This is a genomic window from Clostridium sp. DL1XJH146, assembly GCF_054819755.1.
The window spans coordinates 41,365-62,907 of sequence record NZ_JBTVVN010000024.1 but is presented as its reverse complement, the minus strand read 5'-3'; the positions used below and the strand labels follow the sequence as shown (position 1 = coordinate 62,907).

Sequence of the window (21,543 nt, the reverse complement as noted above, 5' to 3'; positions counted from 1 at the left end):
TCATAAATTTTAGTATGTTACGAAAGAAAAATATAATAAAAAAGGGGTATCTCAGAATTTATTCTGAGACAGCCCCTTTTTACTGTTTCTTTACTAATTTATTAATATGCTAATGAGTTTACTGTCATTTTTTTATGAATACATGTCATTTTTTATGATTTCATTTACTCTTTTATTTATTAACCAAAAAAAAACAGTAAATAAGTTTATTTCAAAATCTTATTTACTGCTTTTAATAATGAATTTTGTGAAAACATCTTTTGTTTAAATATTAGCCTAGTTTTTTCACGGTATCAATTATAGTTCCATCTCTATATTCAATAACAGCAACCACTTCATCGGTATAATTAACAGGAACTGCTTTTCCTACGATTGCTTCAGCTTCTCTTGCAAGTTCTTCCATTGTTTTAAGAACAATATTTGTTTCTTCAAATTTCTCAATTAAATCTTTTCTTCTTGGATTAACAGCTACTCCATATTCAGTTACTACAACATCTACTGTTTCTCCAGGTGTATTTATAGTATTTACTGAATCTACAATAGTTGCAAGTCTTCCTCTTACAAGAGGAGCTACCATAATAGCAAGTTTTGCTCCTGCTGCTGTGTCTTGATGACCTCCAACTGCACCACGAATTTCACCATTAGATCCTGTAATAGTGTTAACATGGAAATTTTTATCTATTTCAAGTGCACTTAAAATAACCACGTCTAATTTATTAACAATAGCACCACCATTATGAGGATTAGCGTAAAAACCTGTATCAATCTCAACATGTTTCGGATTTTTCTTAATAGATTTACATGCTGCTAAATCAAGACTTTGAGTATCTATTAGAGTATCAATATACCCTTCTTCATGTAGTTTTACAAAGGCATCACCAATACCACCTAATGCAAAGCTAGCTTTTATATCTTTTTCTTTCATAATTTGTCCAATAAACTGAGTTACAGCAATTGAAACATTTCCTACACCAGTTTGCATAGAAAATCCATCTTTAAAATAAGGTGAATTAACAATTACATCCACTGTGCTTTCTGCTATTAGCAAAGATCTGGGGTCTTTTGTAACTCTAGCTGCACCTGAACTTATTTTCGCTCCGTCTCCAATATGGTTTACTTTCACAACATAGTCTACATTAACTTGCTCGATACTGATTGGGCTACATGGATATGGTACAATATTATCTGATATAAGAACTACATTTTCTGCATACTTAGAATCTACTATTGCATAACCTAGAGCTCCACAGATACTTTCACCTGAAAAACCGTTTGCATTACCATAGTCATCACATGCAGGAACCCCTAAAAAGGCAACATCTATTTTAAGTTCACCTGACTCAACTGCTCTAGCACGTCCACCATGCGATCTAATAACAGCAGGTTCTTTACATACTCCAGCAGAAACTGCTCTTCCAAGTTCTCCTCTTAATCCACTAGTTTCTATTCTTCTAATCATTCCTGTTTCTAAGTATTTAACTATAGGGTCATGAGTACTTGCAAGTGAACTTGGAGCTAGAACTAAATCTTTAATCCCCATTTCTTCTATGACTTCAAGAACTTGAAGGACAACTGTATCTCCATTTCTAAAATGATGATGGAACGAAATTGTCATACCATCCTTTAATCCAGTTTTTACGATAGCGTCTTTTATTGAATTACATATTTTTGATTCATTAGGTTTTATCTTTCTTAATGATTTACCAGTCCTAGCTCCGCTTGGAGTGATTTCAAAAGGACCATTATACGGCATTAATTTTTTACCATTTATAGTATCTGGAATTTCTTTTCCTAAAATATTAAGCGTCATATTCATCACCGTCTTTATATATACCAGCTGCTTTTGCTAAACTAATAACTCTTCTAGCTCTTTCAACCATTGGTTTATCAATCATTTTTCCATTTAACGCTATAACACCTGAATTATTTGCTTCAGCTTCTTCAATTGCAATAAAGGTTCTAAGAGCATATTCAATCTCTTTCTCAGATGGAGCAAAAACATCATGAACCAATTTAACTTGTTTAGGATGAATAACTGATTTACCATCAAACCCAAGCTTTTTGCATCTTTTAACATCCTCTATGAATCCTTCTTCATCACCAATATCGGCAAAAACTGTATCTAAAGCATAGATTCCAGCTGCTCTACAAGCCATTATCAATTGACCTCTAGCAACAATCAATTCTTCACCATCTAAAGATCTAACTGTTTTCATACTAGTTACGAAATCTTCTGCACCTATAGCCATTGCCACAAGTCTCTTACTTGCTTTTGCAATTTGATAAGCATTTATAACACCAAGTGGGCTCTCTATAGCTGCCATTAATTTTACAGTACCCTCTTCTAAGCCAGCTTCTTTTTCTATTCTAGTTATTAATTCATCAGCTTGTATTATGTCTTCCACTGTTTCAGTTTTTGGAAGACGAATTATATCTGGTTTTGCTCTAACCATAGCCTCAAAATCTTTCACTCCAAAAATTGTGTCTAATCCATTTACTCTAACTACTGTTTCTATCCCTCTGTAATCAACTGATTTAAGTGCATTGTATATCAAAAATCTTGCAGCATCCTTTTGATTAACTGATACTGAATCCTCTAAATCAAACATAATTGAATCCGGTTTATATATGTAGGCATCCTTAACATTAGCAGGATTACTAGCGGAAACATACATCATAGTTCTTCTTAATTTCATTTCTTCCATGTTAATCCTCCCATTTATAATTTTCTGTATTAGCTGCTCTATAAAGTGCTGTTTGTACCCTTGCTTTAATTACAAAATCAAGAGCCCCTTTATCATTTGCTATAACAATTGCCGATGAAACGTTTTCTTGTTTTACTGTTTCAATAATCAAAGCTTCCATTTGTTCTCCAAATTGATGATAAACTGTGCTTTCTAATCTAACTTCAATTTTATTAGTAGTATTAGGTTCGATAGAAATCATAATATCACTAGATTCTAGTGTACCAGCCATTCCCTTTTGTACTATTTCCATAATTTCACCACCCCTTTTATTTTCTTAAATTTAAAGCATTGTTGATATTTTAACTATTGTTTAATTTAATAGTTTAACTTCTTATAATAATTTGCAATTTGCAGTTTGCAATTAGCAATTAGCAATTAGCAATTAGCAATTAGCAATTAGCAATTGATTTTACATCTAGGTTTATTAAATTATAGATTTTCTGACCACAGGGAAGAAAATCATCCTAAATTGTGCATTGTGCATTGTGAATTGTGCATTATATTTTATATTTTAGAAATTTCTTTGCTTCTATAATTCAAGTATAGTATACTGATTTCAATAAATAAAATATCTAATAATTATACTCATCCATAAATTTTAATTATATCTAAAAAGGAGATTACTATGGACCACAGAGACTGGTTAATATTAAAACACTTGTCAAATAATAAGAATATTACTAAAACGGCAGACTTGCTTTTTATTTCTCAACCAGCAATTACAAATAGACTTAAACAGCTTGAAGAAGAACTTGATATAAAAATAGCTTTGCGTGGAAGACGTGGAATTAATTTTACCCCAGAGGGTGAAATGCTTATAAATTATGCAAATAGAATGCTTAATGAATATGACGGTCTACAAGAAAATCTTAAAAATATAAAAAATGACTACATAGGTACTCTGAAAATAGCTGTATCTAGATATATATCAAAATATATCCTTCCAAAACTACTAAAATCTTTTAAAGAAAAATATCCAAAAGTTGAATTTCAAATAATCACTGATTGGAGTTCAAATGTATATAAATCTATATATAATAATGATGCACATATTGGTTTTGTGAGAGGTGATTATCAGTGGCATGGAGAAAAAATTAGTCTCTTTGAAGATTATTTATGTATTGCTTCAACAGAGCCCTTTGAAATCAGTAATTTGCCTAATCTCCAAAGAATCGATTATCGTACAGATACTACTTTCAAAAATGCTATTGATAATTGGTGGCATCAAAATTTCACTACGCCTTCGAATATTTCAATTAAAGTTGACCAAGCCGATACTTGTAAGGAAATGATTTTAAATGGCCTAGGCTATGGAATTATAACCTATCACTTAATAAAAGATAATAAAGATCTCTACTCTATGCCTATAAGAAATAAAAAAGGTGAATTAATAAAAAGAAATACCTGGATGTTTTATACTCCAGATACTTCTAATCTAAACATAGTACGTGCCTTTATTGAATTTGTTAAAGAGTATAAATTTTAATAACATAAATCATTCAATATATAGTGTTCAATTACTGTAAATAATTAAACACCTTCAAAATAATTAAGAAGGTGTTTAACAAACTTATACTATAATAATTTTTTAATATCTTCTGCTGATAGAAGTTTACCCATAGCTTTTACTTTCTCATCAACTACCAATGCTGGCGTATTCATTACTCCATAACCCATAATGTCTTTGATATCTTCAACTTTCTCAATTATTGCATCAACACCCATCTCTTTCACTGCCTGCTTTGCATTTGCCTCTAACTTTTTACATTTTGCGCATCCTGTACCTAAAATTTTAATTATCATATTACATTCCTCCTAATTATATATTAATAAAATATTGTATACATAAACAACTTATAAAAATTTTTTCCTATTCAATTTCTTTTACCGTAATCCCTTTATTTGTTTTCATCCCAAATCCTGAAACGAATATAGCTGCGAAAATTCCAACCACTAGAATTATATAGGCCGCATTATGAAAAATTCTCGTAATACCATAATTCTTCACAACTATTGCATTTATTGATGTTCCAATAGCTCCACCAACAAACATATTAAAAGATGCCATTGACATAGCAGTTCCTCTCATCTTTGGAATCTTTTCTTGGGCTGTTGCAATTAGTGTTGATTGCAAGAAAATAAAAGCAACTCCAAATCCTAAAAATCCTAGTGATAATATAATTACATTATCAAAAGAAGATAATGCAATTAACGAAATACATCCTAGTACACCAGCAAATATCAAAAATCCATTTTTTAATCTTTTCCTAAGTTTTGGTGCTATTCTACCGCCAATAACTGTACCAATACCAAATATAGATAATATTAATCCAACAATCAGAATATTAAATCCAGTTAACTCTTGAATTAATTTTCCTGAATAAGTGAAACTCCCAAAGACGCTAAATCCAACAAAAAATATTGTTAATACCAAACTCATAAATCTGTAATTAGTAACTGCTTTTTTATATGCTGAAAGAATATTAAGTTTCTGTACCACAGGTTTATCTCTTTCCAATGTTTTAAACATAACTATAGCAAGTATCAATTCTCCAACTCCGTAAAACAGGTATACTAAACGCCATGATCCTAAATAAGCTAGCGCCCCTCCAATAGCAGAAGCTGTTGCACCTCCTAGAAACATTAAGCCCATTACTTTTCCAAGAGCCTTTTGTCTATTTTCATTATCAAAACTTTCACCAACCAAAGCCATTGTAACCGGGAATATACCGGCTCCAAAAGCACCATTCATGGCTCTAAAAAATATCAATGATGGCAAATTAAATGCTGTAGCACCTAACATACTAAATATAGCCGTTCCTATTGCAGCAATATTAATAACTTTGACTTTCCCAAATCTATCCGATAATGGTCCAAATAACAAAGTAAAAATACCAAAAGACAACATATATGCAGTGACTGAAATAGCCGCAGTACTTATTGTGAGATTTAACTCATTTGAGATATTAATTAGCAAAGGTGCTGCAGCATAGTTATCTCCATTAGCCAAAAAAGCCATTAATCCTAATACCAATAACATTTTATTTTTATTCTTCATTTGCCTAAAACTCCCTCTTATTCTAAATTAATAAATGCGCAATGGCATTAAATAAATAACCTACCAATATAATAGCAACACCCGTTATTGCAACGAAAACTCCTATTAATTTAGGTTTAATAACTTTTTTAAGAAGTATCATTTCAGGTAGTGATAAAGCTGTTGTCGCCATCATAAATGCAAGTGCTGTTCCAATACCAACTCCTTTATTAATCAATGCTTCTGCAATTGGTATAGTACCTAAAGCATTTGAATAAAGTGGTACTCCAAAAACAACTGCAATAATAACTGCAAATGGATTATCAGGTCCTGCATACTTGGCCAATAATGGTGCAGGTGCCCACCCGTGGATTAAAGCTCCAAGTCCAATACCAATCAATAAATATATCCAAACTCTTTTAATAATATCTTTCACATTATCAATGGCAAAACTAACTCTTTCTTTATGCGTTAATTTTTCAATCTCTATTTCACCTGATTTAATTTGGTAAACATATTCTTCAACTTGATTTTCCATTTTTAATGTATCAATAAATATTCCACCAACAACTCCAACTACTACACCTGTAACTACATATACTAATGCGATTTTCCATCCAAATGAAGCAAGTAGAATTGCAAAGGCAGCTTCATTTACTATTGGCGAAGTAATTAGGAAAGAAAATGTTACCCCTAAAGGAATACCAGCTTCAACAAATCCAATAAATATAGGTACAGATGAACAAGAACAGAAAGGTGTAACTATACCAAGTAATGATGCCATTATATTTCCTTTTACTCCACTAAACCTCTCAAGAATTTTCTTTGTCCTCTCTGGCGGAAAATAACTTCTAATATATGATATAAGAAAAATCATAATTCCTAAAAGAATAATTATTTTTATAGTATCAAAAAAGAAAAAATGAACACTTGAACCTAACCGAGTTTCCACTGATACCTTAAATACCCCTTCAACAAATACTTTTACTAAATAATCTAACCATCCAAACACTTAAAACATCCCCTTCATTATTTAATCTACATTTAATCTATATTTTTTATCAATATTGCATTTACTTGAATATATTTCTTTATCAACTAATCTTTCGCTATCTATTTTTAGTTGTGGATATTTTTCAATATTATCTACAATATTCTTAATCAAATTTACAAGTGATTCGTCTTCAATTTTAAGTGAATAAAAAACAAATTGCTCCTTCCTTTTACCAATAACAAATCCTTTATCTCTAAGTTTTGCTAAATGCTTAGAGATTTTAGGTTGCGAAAGTTCTAAAACTCCACACATTTCACATACACATAATTCTTCTTGTGCTAATAACGAAACAATTCTAAACCTCGTTTCATCAGACACTATTTTAAAGAAATCTATAAGTCTATCCATGATTTTCTCCTCCCACTCAATTAATCGCAATACTTATATACCCATATGAGTATATAAGTATTGTATTATTTTGATTTTCTATTGTCAACATAAAATTAAAAAAATACCTATATATTAGATATTTTTTATATTATCCAATATATAAGTATCTCTTTTCTTTTTCTATAACCTTAGTTTCAAGGATTTATTTATTTACTCATTTAGGCATTTCAATAATTGCCTTAAACAAGTCACCATCTATCTCTATTTTAAAGTTCCCCTTTTGAATATCTACTAAGCTTTTTGCAATAGATAATCCAAGTCCACTTCCTTCACTGCTTCTAGATTCATCTCCTCTTTTAAATCTTTCCATAAGTTCATCAGAAGAAATATTTAATTCATATGCTGACATATTTTTAATGGTTATGCAAACTTTATTCTGTAATTCCTCAATATCAATATAAACTCTGGAACCTTTTAGCGCATATTTAAATATATTGTTTAATAAATTATCTAAGGCTCTCCAAAATAAATTCCCATCGGCCATTATAAAAACTTTATTTTGAGGATGATTTATCTTAAAGATTAATCCTGCATCCAAAATTTTATCATTAATTTCTCCGAGGCCCTGAGTTATTAATGAAACTATATCTATTTTCTCTAAGTTTACTGGTATATTTCCACTAGATGCTTTAGCAGCCTGAAACAAATCATCTGTTAATACTTTTAATCTTTGAGATTTTTGTTCTAATATTTCTATATATTCTTCACGCTTTGAGCTATCCACTTCATTCTTTAATAAATCTACATAAGTAATAATTGAAGTAAGTGGAGTCCTTATATCATGAGATACATTGGTAATTAATTCAGTTTTTAATCTCTGACTTTTAACCTCATTATCCACTGCTTGCTTCAATCCATTTCCTATATCGTTTATATCCATAGCTAGCGCTCTAAGTTCCCCTTTACCATCAGTCTCTATATTATAATTTAAGTCTCCAGCCTTTATTTTTTCTACACCCTCTTTTAATGCCTTAAACTTCTTAACTTGTTTAAATGCCAACCATACACCAACACCAATAGTTACTGGAAACATAAAGAAAGTTGCAACTACTAACAAAGGATATACTATTGCAATTACAACAATCTTTACACCTATACTTCCACTATCATAGACACTTTTTATAAAACTAAAAAATTTATGAAAAATCGTAAAAATTAATGTATGTTTTAGAAAAGTTCTATTTTTAAGATGCTTAATCATGGAAATAATGCATATAAACTCCAACGCAACTGCAATTAAAGTTATTGGGATAAAAATCGTGTACATATTCCAATTCCACTGATAAACAAAAATTTCACCAATAGAATCATAAATTTCACTCATAATTGCAGCCCAAACTCCTACAATTGCAATACAGATTCCTATATTAATATCACTATATAATTTATCAAATCTATTTAAATGTACCTCTTTGTCCCTAAAACTCTTCCTGCCTATTATTAATGCTAAATAAATAAATAATAATAGAAACCCCAAAAAAAATGCACCAATTTGATATAGGTTGTTAGTAACAATTTCTTTATTTTCTTTCCATTCTTTTATATGTGAATCCAAATATTCCTCAGTAAATCCTATATATATTTTCCACTCTGATTTATCACTAATAATCCCGTCATAGTCATCAAGTAGCAACAAATTATAATTATTGTTATATCCTATTTCCTCTGGAAACAGTGTTTTCTCATTTTCATCAATAATTATATAAGAAGGAAACTCTCTAAAATAATTATCTGAGTAATATAAAGTGTTAGGACTATTTGTTATCTCATTTTTCCCATTACTAGCATAATAGATGATTCCTTCATAGGTTTTTAAGTTTTGCAGAACATTATTGTACTCTCTTAAATCCTCCTGTATTAACTCTTCTTTGATTTCTGTAAGCTTATCCTTATATACTTCCTCAAATTCTTCATAATTTTCCTCTTCAGTCAAATTAGGATTATAGAACTTAGAATTATACTGAAACTCTTCATATAAATTGTATTCTCTACTTTCAGGAGAATCTTTATCAATACTTTCTCCAGCTAAAATATTCTCTTCACTTTTATATTTTGAAATTATACTGTTCAAGTCTGATTTAATTTCTCTACTATCATTACTGTATTCATCACCACTATAATAACTATCTTCGAAAACAATATCAAATTCACCATCTTGATTTTTTGCTACTTTAAAAAACATTGCCATCGCAGTAGTTAAACAAGTAATCATAATTATAAAAACAATAATCTTTGTTATTATAGAATGACTAAAGTTTTTCAACTTTGTATCCAATTCCCCACACCACCTTTAAATATTTTGGCTCTTTCGGATTTATCTCAATCTTTTCTCTTATCTTTCTTATATGCACCGCCACTGTATTTTCTGGATTAAAGCTAGTTTCTTTCCAAACCTTTTCATAAATCTCATCTATGGAATACACCTTACCAGCATTTGCAGTCAAAAGTGTTAATATCTTGTATTGAACTGGTGTAAGTTGAACCTCTTCCCCATCTACAGTTATAATCTTACTTTCATCATCTATTACAAGACCACCTGTTTTATAAACATTCTTTTTTAGTTCTAGACTACCTAAAGTTGTATATCTTCTTAATTGAGATTTAACCCTTGCTATTAATTCTAAAGGACTAAAGGGCTTGGATACGTAATCATCGGCACCCATATTTAATCCCATTATTTTATCTGTATCTTCAATTTTTGCGGAGAGCATAATTACTGGTATATTATTTTTCTCTCTTATCTTCATGACAGTTATAAGTCCATTCATTTTTGGCATCATAACGTCCATTATTATTAAATGTATTTCATTTTTTTCAATTATATCTAAAGCTTCCATTCCATCATAGACCTTAAGTACTTTATAACCTTCATTACTCAAATAAATTCCTATAGCTTTCACAATTTCCTTATCATCATCACAAACTAGTATATTCACACGTATCCCCCCTGCATTTCCAATTATTCATATTATATCACGCCCTTTACCAATTGATTAAATTTCTAATTATAAGATTTCGTAATGGATATCCTATAAATCACTTTAAATACATAATATCAATCAACTCTTAATATCTTCTCAACTAAAATCTTAAGATTTTCTTAATGTTTTCTTCTACAACACTGCGTGTCTAAGACTCTTCCTGAAAGAATCGTGGGTATTTTTCCATTCTTCATTTCTTGTTTCATAATAAAAAAGGACTTCCTATGAAATAAAAAAGAACCTCATTATATTGAGGTTCCCTTTAATGCATTAAATAATTGATATTATTGAATCTCCATTTCGCCTCTTATATCAAAATCCAGAGAAAATTTACCGTTAAATGGCGATAAAACATGATTTATTTCAACTTCTTCATCAGCATCAATAAGCAAAATATTAAACGGATGAATACTTCCAGCTGTTAACCCTTCTTCAATAGATTTTTTACTTTCTTCATTAATATTATTTAAATCAATAAGAAATTCAAAAAACTCTCCGTCTTCGCTCCAATTAGTAGTAATTACTATACCATTTTTTTCTATCTTTTCATCTTTACCAACAGATGATATAAACTCAATATCAACACCATTAATATTAGTATTAAAAAGAATCCCATCAGAATTTAAGTTATCATCTGAAACAATAGTTACATCATCTGTTCTTTCAACTTGTCCATATATACTATTTCCAGAATGACCAATTCTAAAACTTCCAAATATATCATCTTTCTCCATAGGAGCTCCTTTTTTCAAATCTTGATTTAAATCATATGAAAAAGGATATGCCACACTTTCAGTCCATTCAAAATCACCATTTTCTCCATTTATTTCAGGAAATACTAAAGTTTCTGCTATATTTATTGGTGGAATAACCTTCTCAAAATTTACTGGTCTTGGTGTGTCTCCTTCAAAAAATAACAATCCTAAATCTTTCCCTTTATAGCTATTATTTAAACCTGTAATTGGATATAATTGGTATTTTCTTCCCGCACTTGCACTATCAGTATCAGCCATTGCTATATTAAATCCCATAGTAAGACCTGTCATATCCTCTTCTGGTAATTTAATCATAAATTCTAAAATAGTACCATCTTCATTCCATACAGCTGCCCTATCATCTGAAGATTTTCCTTCAAAATCAGTTCCCACTACAGTTCTCAATTGTTCAAAATAATCATCATACTCTACAAATACTTCCACATTATCATTTTTATAAGTTTCCCCTTTTACTGAAGTAACAGTTATGTTATCAATTCTATTTACCTTACCATATAGATTCCCATCTTTATAAAGCAAAGTAAAATCACCCCATGAATCCAAAGTATTCTTAGGTGTCCTCTGATCAATACCATCTAATTGATTATATGCAAGATTATAAGTTACCCCTGAATCCCACTCTCCATCTTTAACATTTCCATCAATTACAGGTATATTATCTGCTTTTTTTGCTATGAAAGGAGACATCCATACTCGGTCCGAAGTATCTAACATAGCTTCATATGGTAACTCTACTTTACCTGCTGTAAGTGCTTCTCCTAAAGAATAGAAAGCTTTTTTTGCATTATAATTTTCATCAAATATAAGCCCTGCTCCTCTATCTCCAAAAAATCCAGGAATCCAAGAATATTTATCAGTAAAACCCCAAAGAGTATATGATGTAATAGCATCAAAATGAATTGCCATCTCCATTAAATCTCTATATATTTTACCTTGGTTCGCTAACATTTTTTCATCAGGAGTGCCTGCCATTCGCACATCAATTTCTGTAAAATCAATATCGATTCCCAAATCTATAAATCTCTGTAAATTAGTATAGACGCTTGTCATATCTAAAGGTTGTTCCATGTCAATATGAAACTGAAATCCTGCACCATCAATAGGAACGTCTTTATCTAATAATTCTTTTATTAAATTGTAATATGCATCAGCTTTAGGGCCACCCTCTTCTACCAAATAATCATTAATAAAAAGTTTAGCATCTGGGTCAGCTTCATGAGCCCATTTAATGGCATATTCAATATATTCTGGACCAATAACCTTATACCACATAGTTTCTCTGTAATGGTTATTTTCTAATGCTTCGTTAACAACATCCCAAGCATAAACTTTACCTTTATAATGCCCAACAACAGTTTTTATGTGATCCTCTAATATTTCTAAAAGTTCTTCTCTTGTCCATTCCTCACTAGTTAACCAATCAGGATTTTCAATATGCCAAACAAGGGCATGTCCTCTTACATCCATATCATTTTCCATTGCAAAATCTACTATCTGATCTGCTTCTTCAAAAGAATATGTATCTTTATCTGGATGAATAAATCCCCATTTCATCCTATTTTCAGGCGTTACCACTGAAAATTGATCCTTAAGAACTGATGCATAGTCATCTTCTAATAGATACGAAGGTTCTATAGCCGCACCAATTTTCAAATTGTATTCTTTTGCTAACTCCCCTAATTGATAATTTTCCTCATTGCTTTCGCTTAATTCACTGTTAACCTTTTCATTTTTCTCGCTACTACCGTTCTCCTTAACCGGTTGAGAACAACCGCTAAAAAAAAACATACACACTACAACAATACATACAACACGTTTCATAAAAACACCTCCAAAAAAATTATAAGTTCACATTACACAGTCATAGATACTTTTCATTGGTCAGATCAAAACAATGTACAATTAAGGATGATTTTCTTCTCTTTAGTAGTAAATCTTTAATCGAATAAAAGATACTGCAAAGAACAAAAAAAATCATCCTCCTTTCCACTCTAGTTTTAGTTTAACACTAACACATAAAGATTTCACTCAATATTTCTATTGTTTTATAAACTTGTCCAAAATATGTGCCACTCCATCTTCATCATTGGTCATAGTAATATAATCTGCCACTGCTTTAACTTCTTTTGGAGCATTTGCCATAGCTACACCCATCCCTACATATTCAATCATTGACAAATCATTAAATCCATCACCAATAGCTATCATCTCTTCTTTCTTAATGCCTAAATGTTCCCCTAATTTTTTAACTGCAATTCCCTTTGAAACTTCCTTATGAAAAAATTCTAAGAAGAATGGTTTAGAAGTACAAAAGTTAACTTTCCCACCAAGTTCATCCCTCAAGAAACTTTGATAATTATCCATTTTTTCAACATCGTCATACCATATAATCTTAGTGATGCCTTTTTGGATTATTTCTTCTTCATTTTGGATTAAAATTGGTTTAACATTTGACAACTTTTCGTAATCATTAACTCTTTCATTTAACTTGTTTACATATAATTTATTATCAGCCCATACAATCATAGTAGTATTAAATTTTCTACCTAATTTTAATATTTCTCTTGCATCCTCTTGCAAAAGACCCTGCTCATATAATATTTCTTTTGATTTTCCCATTACAATCATTGCACCATTATAAGTTATATAAGGTAGGTCTAAACCTAATTGGGAATCATATAGTTCTACCCCCTGTATAGCTCTGCCTGTACAAATTGTAAATATAATTCCCTTTTCTACAGCTTTTTTAATTGAAGCAACATTTTTCTCTGATATTGTTCCCTTAGTATTTATTAATGTCCCATCCATATCTACTGCCACTAATTTAAATTTCATGCTACCCCTCACTTGTAATTTATTTTCACTTTACTTCTAATTTATTTCCAACTTATATCTGCTTCTTTTCTTGGTACTGTCCTTTTATAATTTACATCAGGATATCCTATTACCATGCAAGTAACTATTTCTTTACCTTCCTCAACATCAAGCAGCTCATTGATCTTTTTATTACTCTTTGCAGCCCTTACTAAAAAACCACTAAAAAAAGTTCCAAGTCCTAGAGCATTAGTCATTAACTCCATATTAGAAGAAGCTAAAGCTCCATTTACAGCTGAGCTAGCTGTAACCATTATAACCACTGGTGCATTAAAAAATAATTTATCATTTTTTTCAGGGTTTTCTCTATATTCTCTGCCCATGTTTATCCACATATTAGCATATCTTTTCACCTTCATCGTTTCAGGTGTTAGATTTACTAGCATCTGTTCTCCGATACTCTTTAAGCTATCAAATGTTAACTCTTTTAATTCCTCTAATTTTTCTTTTACCACAATATAAGATACGTCTTGCATATTACTTCCTGTCTGAGTAAATCTTCCAGCCTCTATTATTTGAGAAAGTTTTTCTTTTTCTACTTCTCTATTTTTAAATTGTCTAATAGTTCTTCTAAATTTTATAAAATTTAATAAGTTTTCTGCCCCAATTTCAAACTTTTCTTTATCATACTCTACTACATCTTCCATATTGTATTCATCTGTTGTTATTGCATCAACAGGGCACACTGCGATACAATGTCCACATTTAAAACATCTCACATTGTTGATTCTAGCTTTTCCATCTACCATTTCTATATCACTTGGAAAGCACTCTTTCACACACTGCTTGCAACCTATACATTTTTCAACATTAACCTTAAACATAAATTTTCAACCCCTCAATATATTTAATGTACAAGGTATAAAATTCCTTGTCATGACTTTATTTAGTAGTATATTTATTTTCATATCTAAATAAAGTTTATATACTAATATTCCATTATTAATAATCACCCCTATTATACATTTAGTAGACTATTCTGTCTAATATTAATGTAACTATAATAAATACACAGATAAAATTTATAACAACAATACACTCATCTCACTCTGTAATACTTAAGATTAATATTACTTGGAAATATTCTTGACAAGATAAATTTATCGAAACAAACCACAAACCATTAGGAAGGATGATTTTATGGATAATATTAAATTATTTGATGCTGAATATAAATTTATTGAAGATTATTTAAGAAATCAATATTTTGTCCCTGAACAAGACATTTCATCTCAATCAGATGCTAAACTTAAAACACTTATGAACTAATAAGTTTTGCCACTGTTGGTGCTGCATTTGGGCTTCCTTATTATTATGAATCTCTAAATTACATTCTTCAATAATATTAGAAAATCCAACACCTGCAAAACAAAAAATTCAAGAGATAATCTCAATAAAACATTTTTATAATACCAAATTCGAAAAAAGTTACAGTAAGAATAAATTATTCTTACTGTAACTTTTAAATTTACCACTATGAACAAAAATGTATATACCAAAAGTGTTCCTTCTCATTTATAAATACTAAACCTATTCAATAAAATCTGTCATAAGTTTGTCCTTATATAAACTCAATTTTTAAATATAATCGAAAGTCCTCTAACTCAATTATAAAAACATTCTATTCCAATTATTTAATTTTTAATAGTGTATTTTACCAACGACAATTACATACCCGCAGTATTTTTTAGTTCGCCAATTTCAATATTTCTAATAATTTTATTATAGTTTACATTTCTATTAATCTTTTTAGATAAATCATATGCCATACTCTGCTCTTCTACAGTAAATATATATTTCTCTTCTAAGTTTTCAAAAGGATATCTATTTTGAATTTCTCTATTGTGTTTCATTTTTCTTTTATATAAATTGAAATTATCCAATTTTATATTTTCTTCTACAAACTTTTCAAAACTTTCACCTTTTGCTTCATAAATCTTTACTGACTTAATAATGCTAAGTATATTATGCTGTACTATATCTTCAAAGTCATATCCTTTAATTTTATATTTTGATGATTCTTTAATAACCAGTGGCATATAATCACTTATAATTTGTTCAATGGCTTGATCATCATTACCTTTAGCTTTTTTTAATAATTTTTCCATTTGCCCACCACCTTATTTAATTTAAAGTAAAACTTAATTTAAATATATAATTTATTCTCACATAACTTCAATCATTTATGTAGCTAGTGTAAAAATTTGGGGCTAAAATGTAAAAAACACCATTATTATGCTCATTTTTTACCATTTGTTATACTATTTGTAGTTTTATGAATATCTTAGTAAATATCCAAAATATACTTCTTTAATTTCTTTTAAGTTTGAATCGCTAATAGGTATACTTCTATCATTAATCATAAATATGGAGTTAGATTGTATTTTAGATATATAATCCATATTTACAATAAAACTCTTATGAGGCTTAAAAAATCTTTCATCTTGGAGCTTTTCAAAAAAATCCTCAAGTTTTGAATAAAAAGTAATGACCTTATCCAATTTCAAATGGATATTCACAATTCTAGCTTTACTCTCAGCGTATAATATATCTTTATAAAAAATTCTATAACTTCCCTTTTTATTTGTAATAATAATTTGCTTACTCTCTTTATCTAAACTATCCACTGCTAATTTTATAGTGGATACCAATTTTTCTTCTTCTATGGGCTTCAAAATATAATGAAAAGCTCTTACATCGTAACTATCAATAGCATATTCTTTTGAATATGTAATAAAAATAATTTTACATTCTTTATCAAAATTCCTTATTTTCCTTGCAACATCAATTCCATTAGAAAATTGCATATAAATATCCAAAAAAATCAAATCGTATATCTCTTTGTAATAATTAATATGTTCAACTAAGTCTTCTCCATCGTTAAAACAACTTATTTTAAATTGTATGCCTAACTCTTCAACATTTTTTTGAACTAAAGAATTAATCATTTCATTTTCTTCTCTATTATCATCACAAATTGCTATATTTATCATTTAATTCACCAACTTTATCTTTCATTAGTTATATTTAATATTGTATCTATTTCAAACTCATTGTCATCATATTTAATATTAAAATAACCATTATATTTTTCTGTTATTTTTTTTACATTAGATAATCCTATCCCATGTCCTTGATCACTTTTGCTTGTTATTATACTATCCTCATCCTTTTTAATTTGTCCGTTAAAACTATTTTTAATTTTAAGTATAAAATGCGAACCTTTAATTTCAGCTTTTACATCGATATACTTTTTATTTTTATCTATAATATTGTTACAAGCTTCAATAGAATTCTCTATACAATTACCTATCACAACAGATAAATCAAGATTTTCTATATTAATATCCTGAGGTATATTTACATTTACATTAAAATCAATTGAATAACCCAAAGCAATATTCATATAGAATTTTAATATAGAATCTATAGTAAAATTCTCGCATACCGAATCCATTTCTTTAAATATTTTATTGTTATTAAACTTATCTAAGTAATTCGATGCTTCTACGTAATTTTTAGCATCAAGCATTGCTTTTAAAGCAAAAACATGATGCCTTATATCGTGTTTAAATTCATAATAATTCTCAATAGCTTTATTTAATGTTTTATAATTCTGTTTCTGCAAATTTAATTGTGTATCTATTATTTTAAATTTGTATTCTAATTCCACCCTTTTATTTACTGAATTAATAGCAATAAAAATTATTATGTAAGATAATATAACAATACTTATAAATATTAAACTATAAAAAAAACTATACGAGCTGATAACCTTGTTAGAGTCTTTTCCATAATATATAAATATACACAAGAAAATCATAACACTATAAATAGATATTATATTTATTACGCTATTAGATATTAATTTTATCATATTTTTATAAGGTTCTCTAAAATATATATATATTATAGGTATAAATAATACTTGTACAAAATCTTTGAATAAATTTGATATGATTTTATACACATTATAGTCATTGATGTCAAATAGCCCCACAATATAACTACATAATATTAAAATAATATTAGAAAAAAGCCAAATACTAAACATGCTGAATATTTTTTTTGAGAAAGATTCTTCAAAAACAAAGGATATATATATAATAAAAGAAAACCCTAAAACAGCTAATACATAATTATTTAAGACATCATCTTCAAATAAATTATTAAAAATAACTATTGCAATCAATACAATCAAGTTGTTAATTAAAAATATAAGCAAAGAATATTTAACATTCTTTTTTCTAGTAAGAAATAAATAGCTATATGCAATATTTAATAATACTGTAAGTTCAAAAACTATCAGAAAATACATATACTCACTCCTAAAATATTTATATGAACATTCACTAGTAATAATCAATTATCATAACCTTCTTCTTTACATTTTATATTATCTTCAATACTTTGTTAAGATATTTCTCTATATTTGTCTGTTTTTATCTTAAATTGTAATTAATACTGCTTATAAGCTAGTATATATTCATATAAGTAGACATGCGAAAAAAGATGCGTGATTTCTTCTTCACCCATCCTTTTTTCATACACTCTTATTAATTCCATCTCTTTTACGGTTAATTCTAACAAGCTCTAATTTCCTTAATCATAAACTCTTTTCCACTTAAGGTCTCCCATTCCTCACAACCGCATACAGGGCACTTACCTCTATTTTGAACAACATTGAAAACTTTATTACATTCTTTGCACATAGCGTTTCCTGGTAATATTTCAATTTCTAGTTTTGTGTCCTCCATAATAGTACCATCCACTGCTGCTGGGTAACAATCTTCAATATATTTGGGGATTACACTTGCTAACTCACCTATTTGAAGTACCAAAGTATCTATTTTCGTAACAGCATTCTTTTCTGCAAAAGCAGTTACAGTTTTTACTATATCAAATACTATTCCTAATTCGTGCAATTATTTCACCTCTCTTGTCAAGGTTTAAAGACAAGGTACCTAAGTACCTCCATCAAGTTTTAGATTTCATACTAGTTATCTACAGAAAATGCTTTTTGAACTGCTTTTACAGGCTTATTAACAGCAATTCTCACTTTACGTTTTAATGCATGTTTAACAACATTAGATTTCATATCTTTAAACTCTGGATTCTCTTTATCGTACTTTCTTACCAATTTAATTGCATCAAATTTACATTTTGTTGTACACTGACCACAACCTACACACATATATTCATCTACAACTGTAGCCCCACAGCCAAGACAACGCTCTGTTTCTTTTTTAATCTGCTCTTCAGTTAATGTACCACGTAGATCTTTAAATGTTTCTTTTGTTTTTTGTCCATCAACATGAGAAGCTTTTTCTCTTGGAATATTATCATATCCTTCAAGTACAAGATTATCTTTATCAAAAGCTTTATATGCTCTATTCCAACGACCAATAGTTAAACTCTGTCCTTCATTAACAAAACGATGAATTGATATAGCACCTTCTTTGCCCATTGCAATTGCGTCAATTGCAAATCTAGGACCTGTATATGCATCTCCTCCAACAAAAACATCCGGCTCTGCTGTTTGATATGTTACAGAATCAGCTTTAACTGTGTTATTGCGGTTCAATTCTACTTTACTTCCTTCTAATAATTTACCCCAATCCATTCCTTGTCCTACTGATATTAAAACATTGTCTGCTTTAACAATCTTAGTTTCATTTTCATCAAACTTAGGCGCAAATTTTCCGTTTTCATCAAATACAGAAAGACATTTTTTAAATTCTACTCCAACCACATGTCCATCTTCTACAACTATACGTTTTGGACCCCATGAATTATTGATAACAATATCTTCAGCCATAGCTTCTTCAATTTCTTCTTCAAGAGCTGGCATTTCCTCTCTATTTTCTAAACAGAACATATTAATTTTAGAAGACCCTACTCTTGTAGCTGTTCTCGCAACGTCAATAGCAACATTACCTCCACCAATTACAATTGTTTCACCTTCCATTTTCATATCTTGATTAAGAGCTACACTACGTAGAAAATCTACTCCAGTTACAACACCCTCAGCGTCTTCGCCTTCTATTCTAAGATTTCTTCCTGTTTGAGCTCCTATTGCAATATAGAAAGCTTCGTATCCTTGTCCTCTTAAATCTTTAAGAGTTACATCATTGCCAACTTCTATGCCAGTTTTAAATTCAACACCTAATTCTCTTAAAACATCTATTTCCGCATTGATTACTTCTTTTTCTAGTCTAAAAGCAGGTATTCCGAAAGTAAGCATACCGCCAAGAGCCTTTTGTTTTTCAAATACTGTAACTTTATATCCGTCGATAGCTAAATAGTAAGCACAAGAAAGTCCAGCAGGACCTGCTCCTACAACAGCAATCTTTTTGCCATAATTGTGTTTTAAAGTTGGTACGAAACGATGCTCATCTTTTAGATCTTGCTCCGCTATAAATTTCTTTATATCATCAATAGCTATTGCCTCATCTATATTACCTCTAGTACATTCTGATTCACAATACCTTGGGCAAACACGTCCACATACTGCTGGAAATGGATTTTCATGTTTTATAAGTTCAAGTGCTTCATTGTATTTACCTTGAGATGCAAGTTTAATATACCCTTGAATACCTATGTGAGCAGGACACTCTGCTTTACATGGACTAGAGCCACTATCCACAACAACTTGCATGTTTGTACGATAATTTTCATTCCATTTATCTGGACCCCACTCAGTATTATGAGGAAATTCTCTTTTTTTCTTTGGCTCAGTTGTTTTTGAACATAATTTCTGTCCTAATTTTAACGCATTAGCTGGACAATTCTCAACACATTCACCACAAGCAACACATTTATCTTTATCTATTTGTGATACATAGTTTGAACGAACCATATCTGGATTTATCCATCTATTTGAAAGTCTCATATTGAAACAACCGCATCCGCAACAGTTACAGATTGCATGAGTTTTTCCTGGACCATCTGTATTTGGAATACTATGCATCAAACCATTTTCTTCAGCTTTTTTAATAACTGCAAAAGCTTCTTCACGAGTTATTTCTTTTCCTCTACCTGTTTTTATATAATATTCAGCTGCATGTCCCATTTGAATACATATATCTTCTTTCAGGTGTCCACAACCCTCTCCTATAGCTTCTCTTGAAGTACGACAAGCACAATCAGAAAGTGAGAAAATTGTATTTTCGTTTAGAAATTTAGAAACTTCCTCATAAGATGCTCTTTTAGATTCACCATCAACTGATGACTCTATAGGAATGACACGCATAGGACCTGATCCTACTGGAACATTACCTATAGCAACAGGTCCTCTTAATCTACTATATTCCTCAAAAAAATGACCTAATTCTGGATGACCATTAACTATCATTTCCATATGTCCTGGAACCCAAAGTTCTGTCCAATATTTATTTACTCCATCTATTTCGTTTACAAAAGAAGCTCCACCCATTGCAACTTCCCATAATAATTCCTCAGTTCTTTCTACCGACTTACCACACTCAGCTGCAACTTCTGCCGCACTTTTCTTCACACGTAACTGGAGATAAAGAGCTGCCTCTGCCATTTCTTCACTCATAAAAGCTTCTAATATTTTATATTCTGGGCGATCTACTGTTATTGCATTTTTAGAACCCATTTTTGTTCTACTTATTTTATTTGCAAACTCAAGTACTTTTTGCTTTGCCATTTATATCCCCCC

General features: G+C 29.8%; 19 protein-coding genes. 2 read left to right on the top strand and 17 right to left on the bottom strand.

The genetic code is table 11. The annotated features are described in order from the left end of the window. Positions 1–271: 271 nt before the first annotated feature. Genes citF through citD form a run of 3 tightly spaced genes read right to left on the bottom strand, consistent with a single transcriptional unit; the run spans position 272 to position 2,997 of the window. Complete coding sequence (gene citF / locus ACVHXK_RS12265; RefSeq protein WP_461206691.1) at positions 272–1,810, bottom strand: citrate lyase subunit alpha; 1,539 nt, start codon at positions 1,808–1,810, stop codon at positions 272–274. Beyond that, positions 1,800–2,705 carry an aldolase/citrate lyase family protein gene (locus ACVHXK_RS12260; protein WP_461206690.1) on the bottom strand — a complete coding sequence of 302 codons (906 nt, stop codon included), beginning with the start codon at positions 2,703–2,705 and terminating at the stop codon, positions 1,800–1,802. Before ACVHXK_RS12260 ends, citF begins: the two co-directional genes overlap by 11 nt. Before the next feature lies 1 nt (position 2,706). After that, positions 2,707–2,997: a citrate lyase acyl carrier protein gene (gene citD, locus ACVHXK_RS12255; protein WP_461206689.1), complete on the bottom strand. Its 291-nt coding sequence runs from the start codon at positions 2,995–2,997 to the stop codon at positions 2,707–2,709. 375 nt (positions 2,998–3,372) lie between these two features. Here citD and ACVHXK_RS12250 point away from each other — a divergent pair, with 375 nt between their 5' ends. Next, positions 3,373–4,233 carry a LysR substrate-binding domain-containing protein gene (locus ACVHXK_RS12250; protein ID WP_461206688.1) on the top strand — a complete coding sequence of 287 codons (861 nt, stop codon included), beginning with the start codon at positions 3,373–3,375 and terminating at the stop codon, positions 4,231–4,233. 89 nt (positions 4,234–4,322) lie between these two features. Here ACVHXK_RS12250 and ACVHXK_RS12245 read toward each other — a convergent pair whose 3' ends face one another. The 9 genes from ACVHXK_RS12245 to ACVHXK_RS12205 all read right to left on the bottom strand — a co-directional run bounded on the left by ACVHXK_RS12245 (position 4,323) and on the right by ACVHXK_RS12205 (position 14,683). Next, positions 4,323–4,550 carry a thioredoxin family protein gene (locus tag ACVHXK_RS12245; RefSeq protein ID WP_461206687.1) on the bottom strand — a complete coding sequence of 76 codons (228 nt, stop codon included), beginning with the start codon at positions 4,548–4,550 and terminating at the stop codon, positions 4,323–4,325. 67 nt (positions 4,551–4,617) lie between these two features. Then, complete coding sequence (locus tag ACVHXK_RS12240; RefSeq protein ID WP_461206686.1) at positions 4,618–5,805, bottom strand: MFS transporter; 1,188 nt, start codon at positions 5,803–5,805, stop codon at positions 4,618–4,620. Positions 5,806–5,827: 22 nt separating this feature from the next. Continuing rightward, a complete protein-coding gene (locus ACVHXK_RS12235; RefSeq protein WP_461206685.1) occupies positions 5,828–6,796 on the bottom strand; it encodes a permease in 969 nt (322 codons plus the stop codon). Positions 6,797–6,817: 21 nt separating this feature from the next. Beyond that, entirely contained in the window at positions 6,818–7,186 is a 369-nt protein-coding gene (locus tag ACVHXK_RS12230; protein ID WP_461206684.1) for an ArsR/SmtB family transcription factor, read from the bottom strand. A gap of 196 nt (positions 7,187–7,382) precedes the next feature. Continuing rightward, on the bottom strand, positions 7,383–9,503 hold the full coding sequence (locus ACVHXK_RS12225; protein WP_461206683.1) for a HAMP domain-containing sensor histidine kinase: 2,121 nt from the start codon (positions 9,501–9,503) through the stop codon (positions 7,383–7,385). Next, on the bottom strand, positions 9,478–10,164 hold the full coding sequence (locus ACVHXK_RS12220) for a response regulator transcription factor (protein ID WP_461206682.1): 687 nt from the start codon (positions 10,162–10,164) through the stop codon (positions 9,478–9,480). Before ACVHXK_RS12220 ends, ACVHXK_RS12225 begins: the two co-directional genes overlap by 26 nt. Before the next feature lie 329 nt (positions 10,165–10,493). Beyond that, on the bottom strand, positions 10,494–12,806 hold the full coding sequence (locus ACVHXK_RS12215; protein WP_461206681.1) for an endo-1,4-beta-xylanase: 2,313 nt from the start codon (positions 12,804–12,806) through the stop codon (positions 10,494–10,496). Positions 12,807–13,022: 216 nt separating this feature from the next. Further along, a complete protein-coding gene (locus tag ACVHXK_RS12210) occupies positions 13,023–13,820 on the bottom strand; it encodes a Cof-type HAD-IIB family hydrolase (RefSeq protein ID WP_461206680.1) in 798 nt (265 codons plus the stop codon). 41 nt (positions 13,821–13,861) lie between these two features. Beyond that, positions 13,862–14,683: a nitroreductase family protein gene (locus tag ACVHXK_RS12205; protein WP_461206679.1), complete on the bottom strand. Its 822-nt coding sequence runs from the start codon at positions 14,681–14,683 to the stop codon at positions 13,862–13,864. Positions 14,684–14,999: 316 nt separating this feature from the next. Here ACVHXK_RS12205 and ACVHXK_RS12200 point away from each other — a divergent pair, with 316 nt between their 5' ends. Beyond that, a complete protein-coding gene (locus ACVHXK_RS12200; RefSeq protein ID WP_461206678.1) occupies positions 15,000–15,128 on the top strand; it encodes a hypothetical protein in 129 nt (42 codons plus the stop codon). Positions 15,129–15,526: 398 nt separating this feature from the next. Here the strand turns inward: ACVHXK_RS12200 and ACVHXK_RS12195 are convergent, their stop codons facing one another. The 5 genes from ACVHXK_RS12195 to ACVHXK_RS12175 all read right to left on the bottom strand — a co-directional run bounded on the left by ACVHXK_RS12195 (position 15,527) and on the right by ACVHXK_RS12175 (position 21,531). After that, the gene (locus ACVHXK_RS12195; protein ID WP_461206677.1) at positions 15,527–15,967 is read right to left on the bottom strand and encodes a sigma-70 family RNA polymerase sigma factor; all 441 of its coding nucleotides are present in this window, start codon (positions 15,965–15,967) and stop codon (positions 15,527–15,529) included. A gap of 165 nt (positions 15,968–16,132) precedes the next feature. Beyond that, positions 16,133–16,852, bottom strand: a complete 720-nt coding sequence (locus ACVHXK_RS12190; RefSeq protein ID WP_461206676.1) for a LytR/AlgR family response regulator transcription factor — start codon at positions 16,850–16,852, stop codon at positions 16,133–16,135. A gap of 14 nt (positions 16,853–16,866) precedes the next feature. Beyond that, a complete protein-coding gene (locus ACVHXK_RS12185) occupies positions 16,867–18,177 on the bottom strand; it encodes a sensor histidine kinase (RefSeq protein ID WP_461206675.1) in 1,311 nt (436 codons plus the stop codon). A gap of 265 nt (positions 18,178–18,442) precedes the next feature. Then, complete coding sequence (locus ACVHXK_RS12180) at positions 18,443–18,784, bottom strand: hydrogenase maturation nickel metallochaperone HypA/HybF (RefSeq protein ID WP_461206674.1); 342 nt, start codon at positions 18,782–18,784, stop codon at positions 18,443–18,445. A 71-nt stretch (positions 18,785–18,855) separates the two neighbouring features. Continuing rightward, on the bottom strand, positions 18,856–21,531 hold the full coding sequence (locus tag ACVHXK_RS12175) for an FAD-dependent oxidoreductase (RefSeq protein ID WP_461206673.1): 2,676 nt from the start codon (positions 21,529–21,531) through the stop codon (positions 18,856–18,858). Between the last annotated feature and the right edge of the window lie 12 nt (positions 21,532–21,543).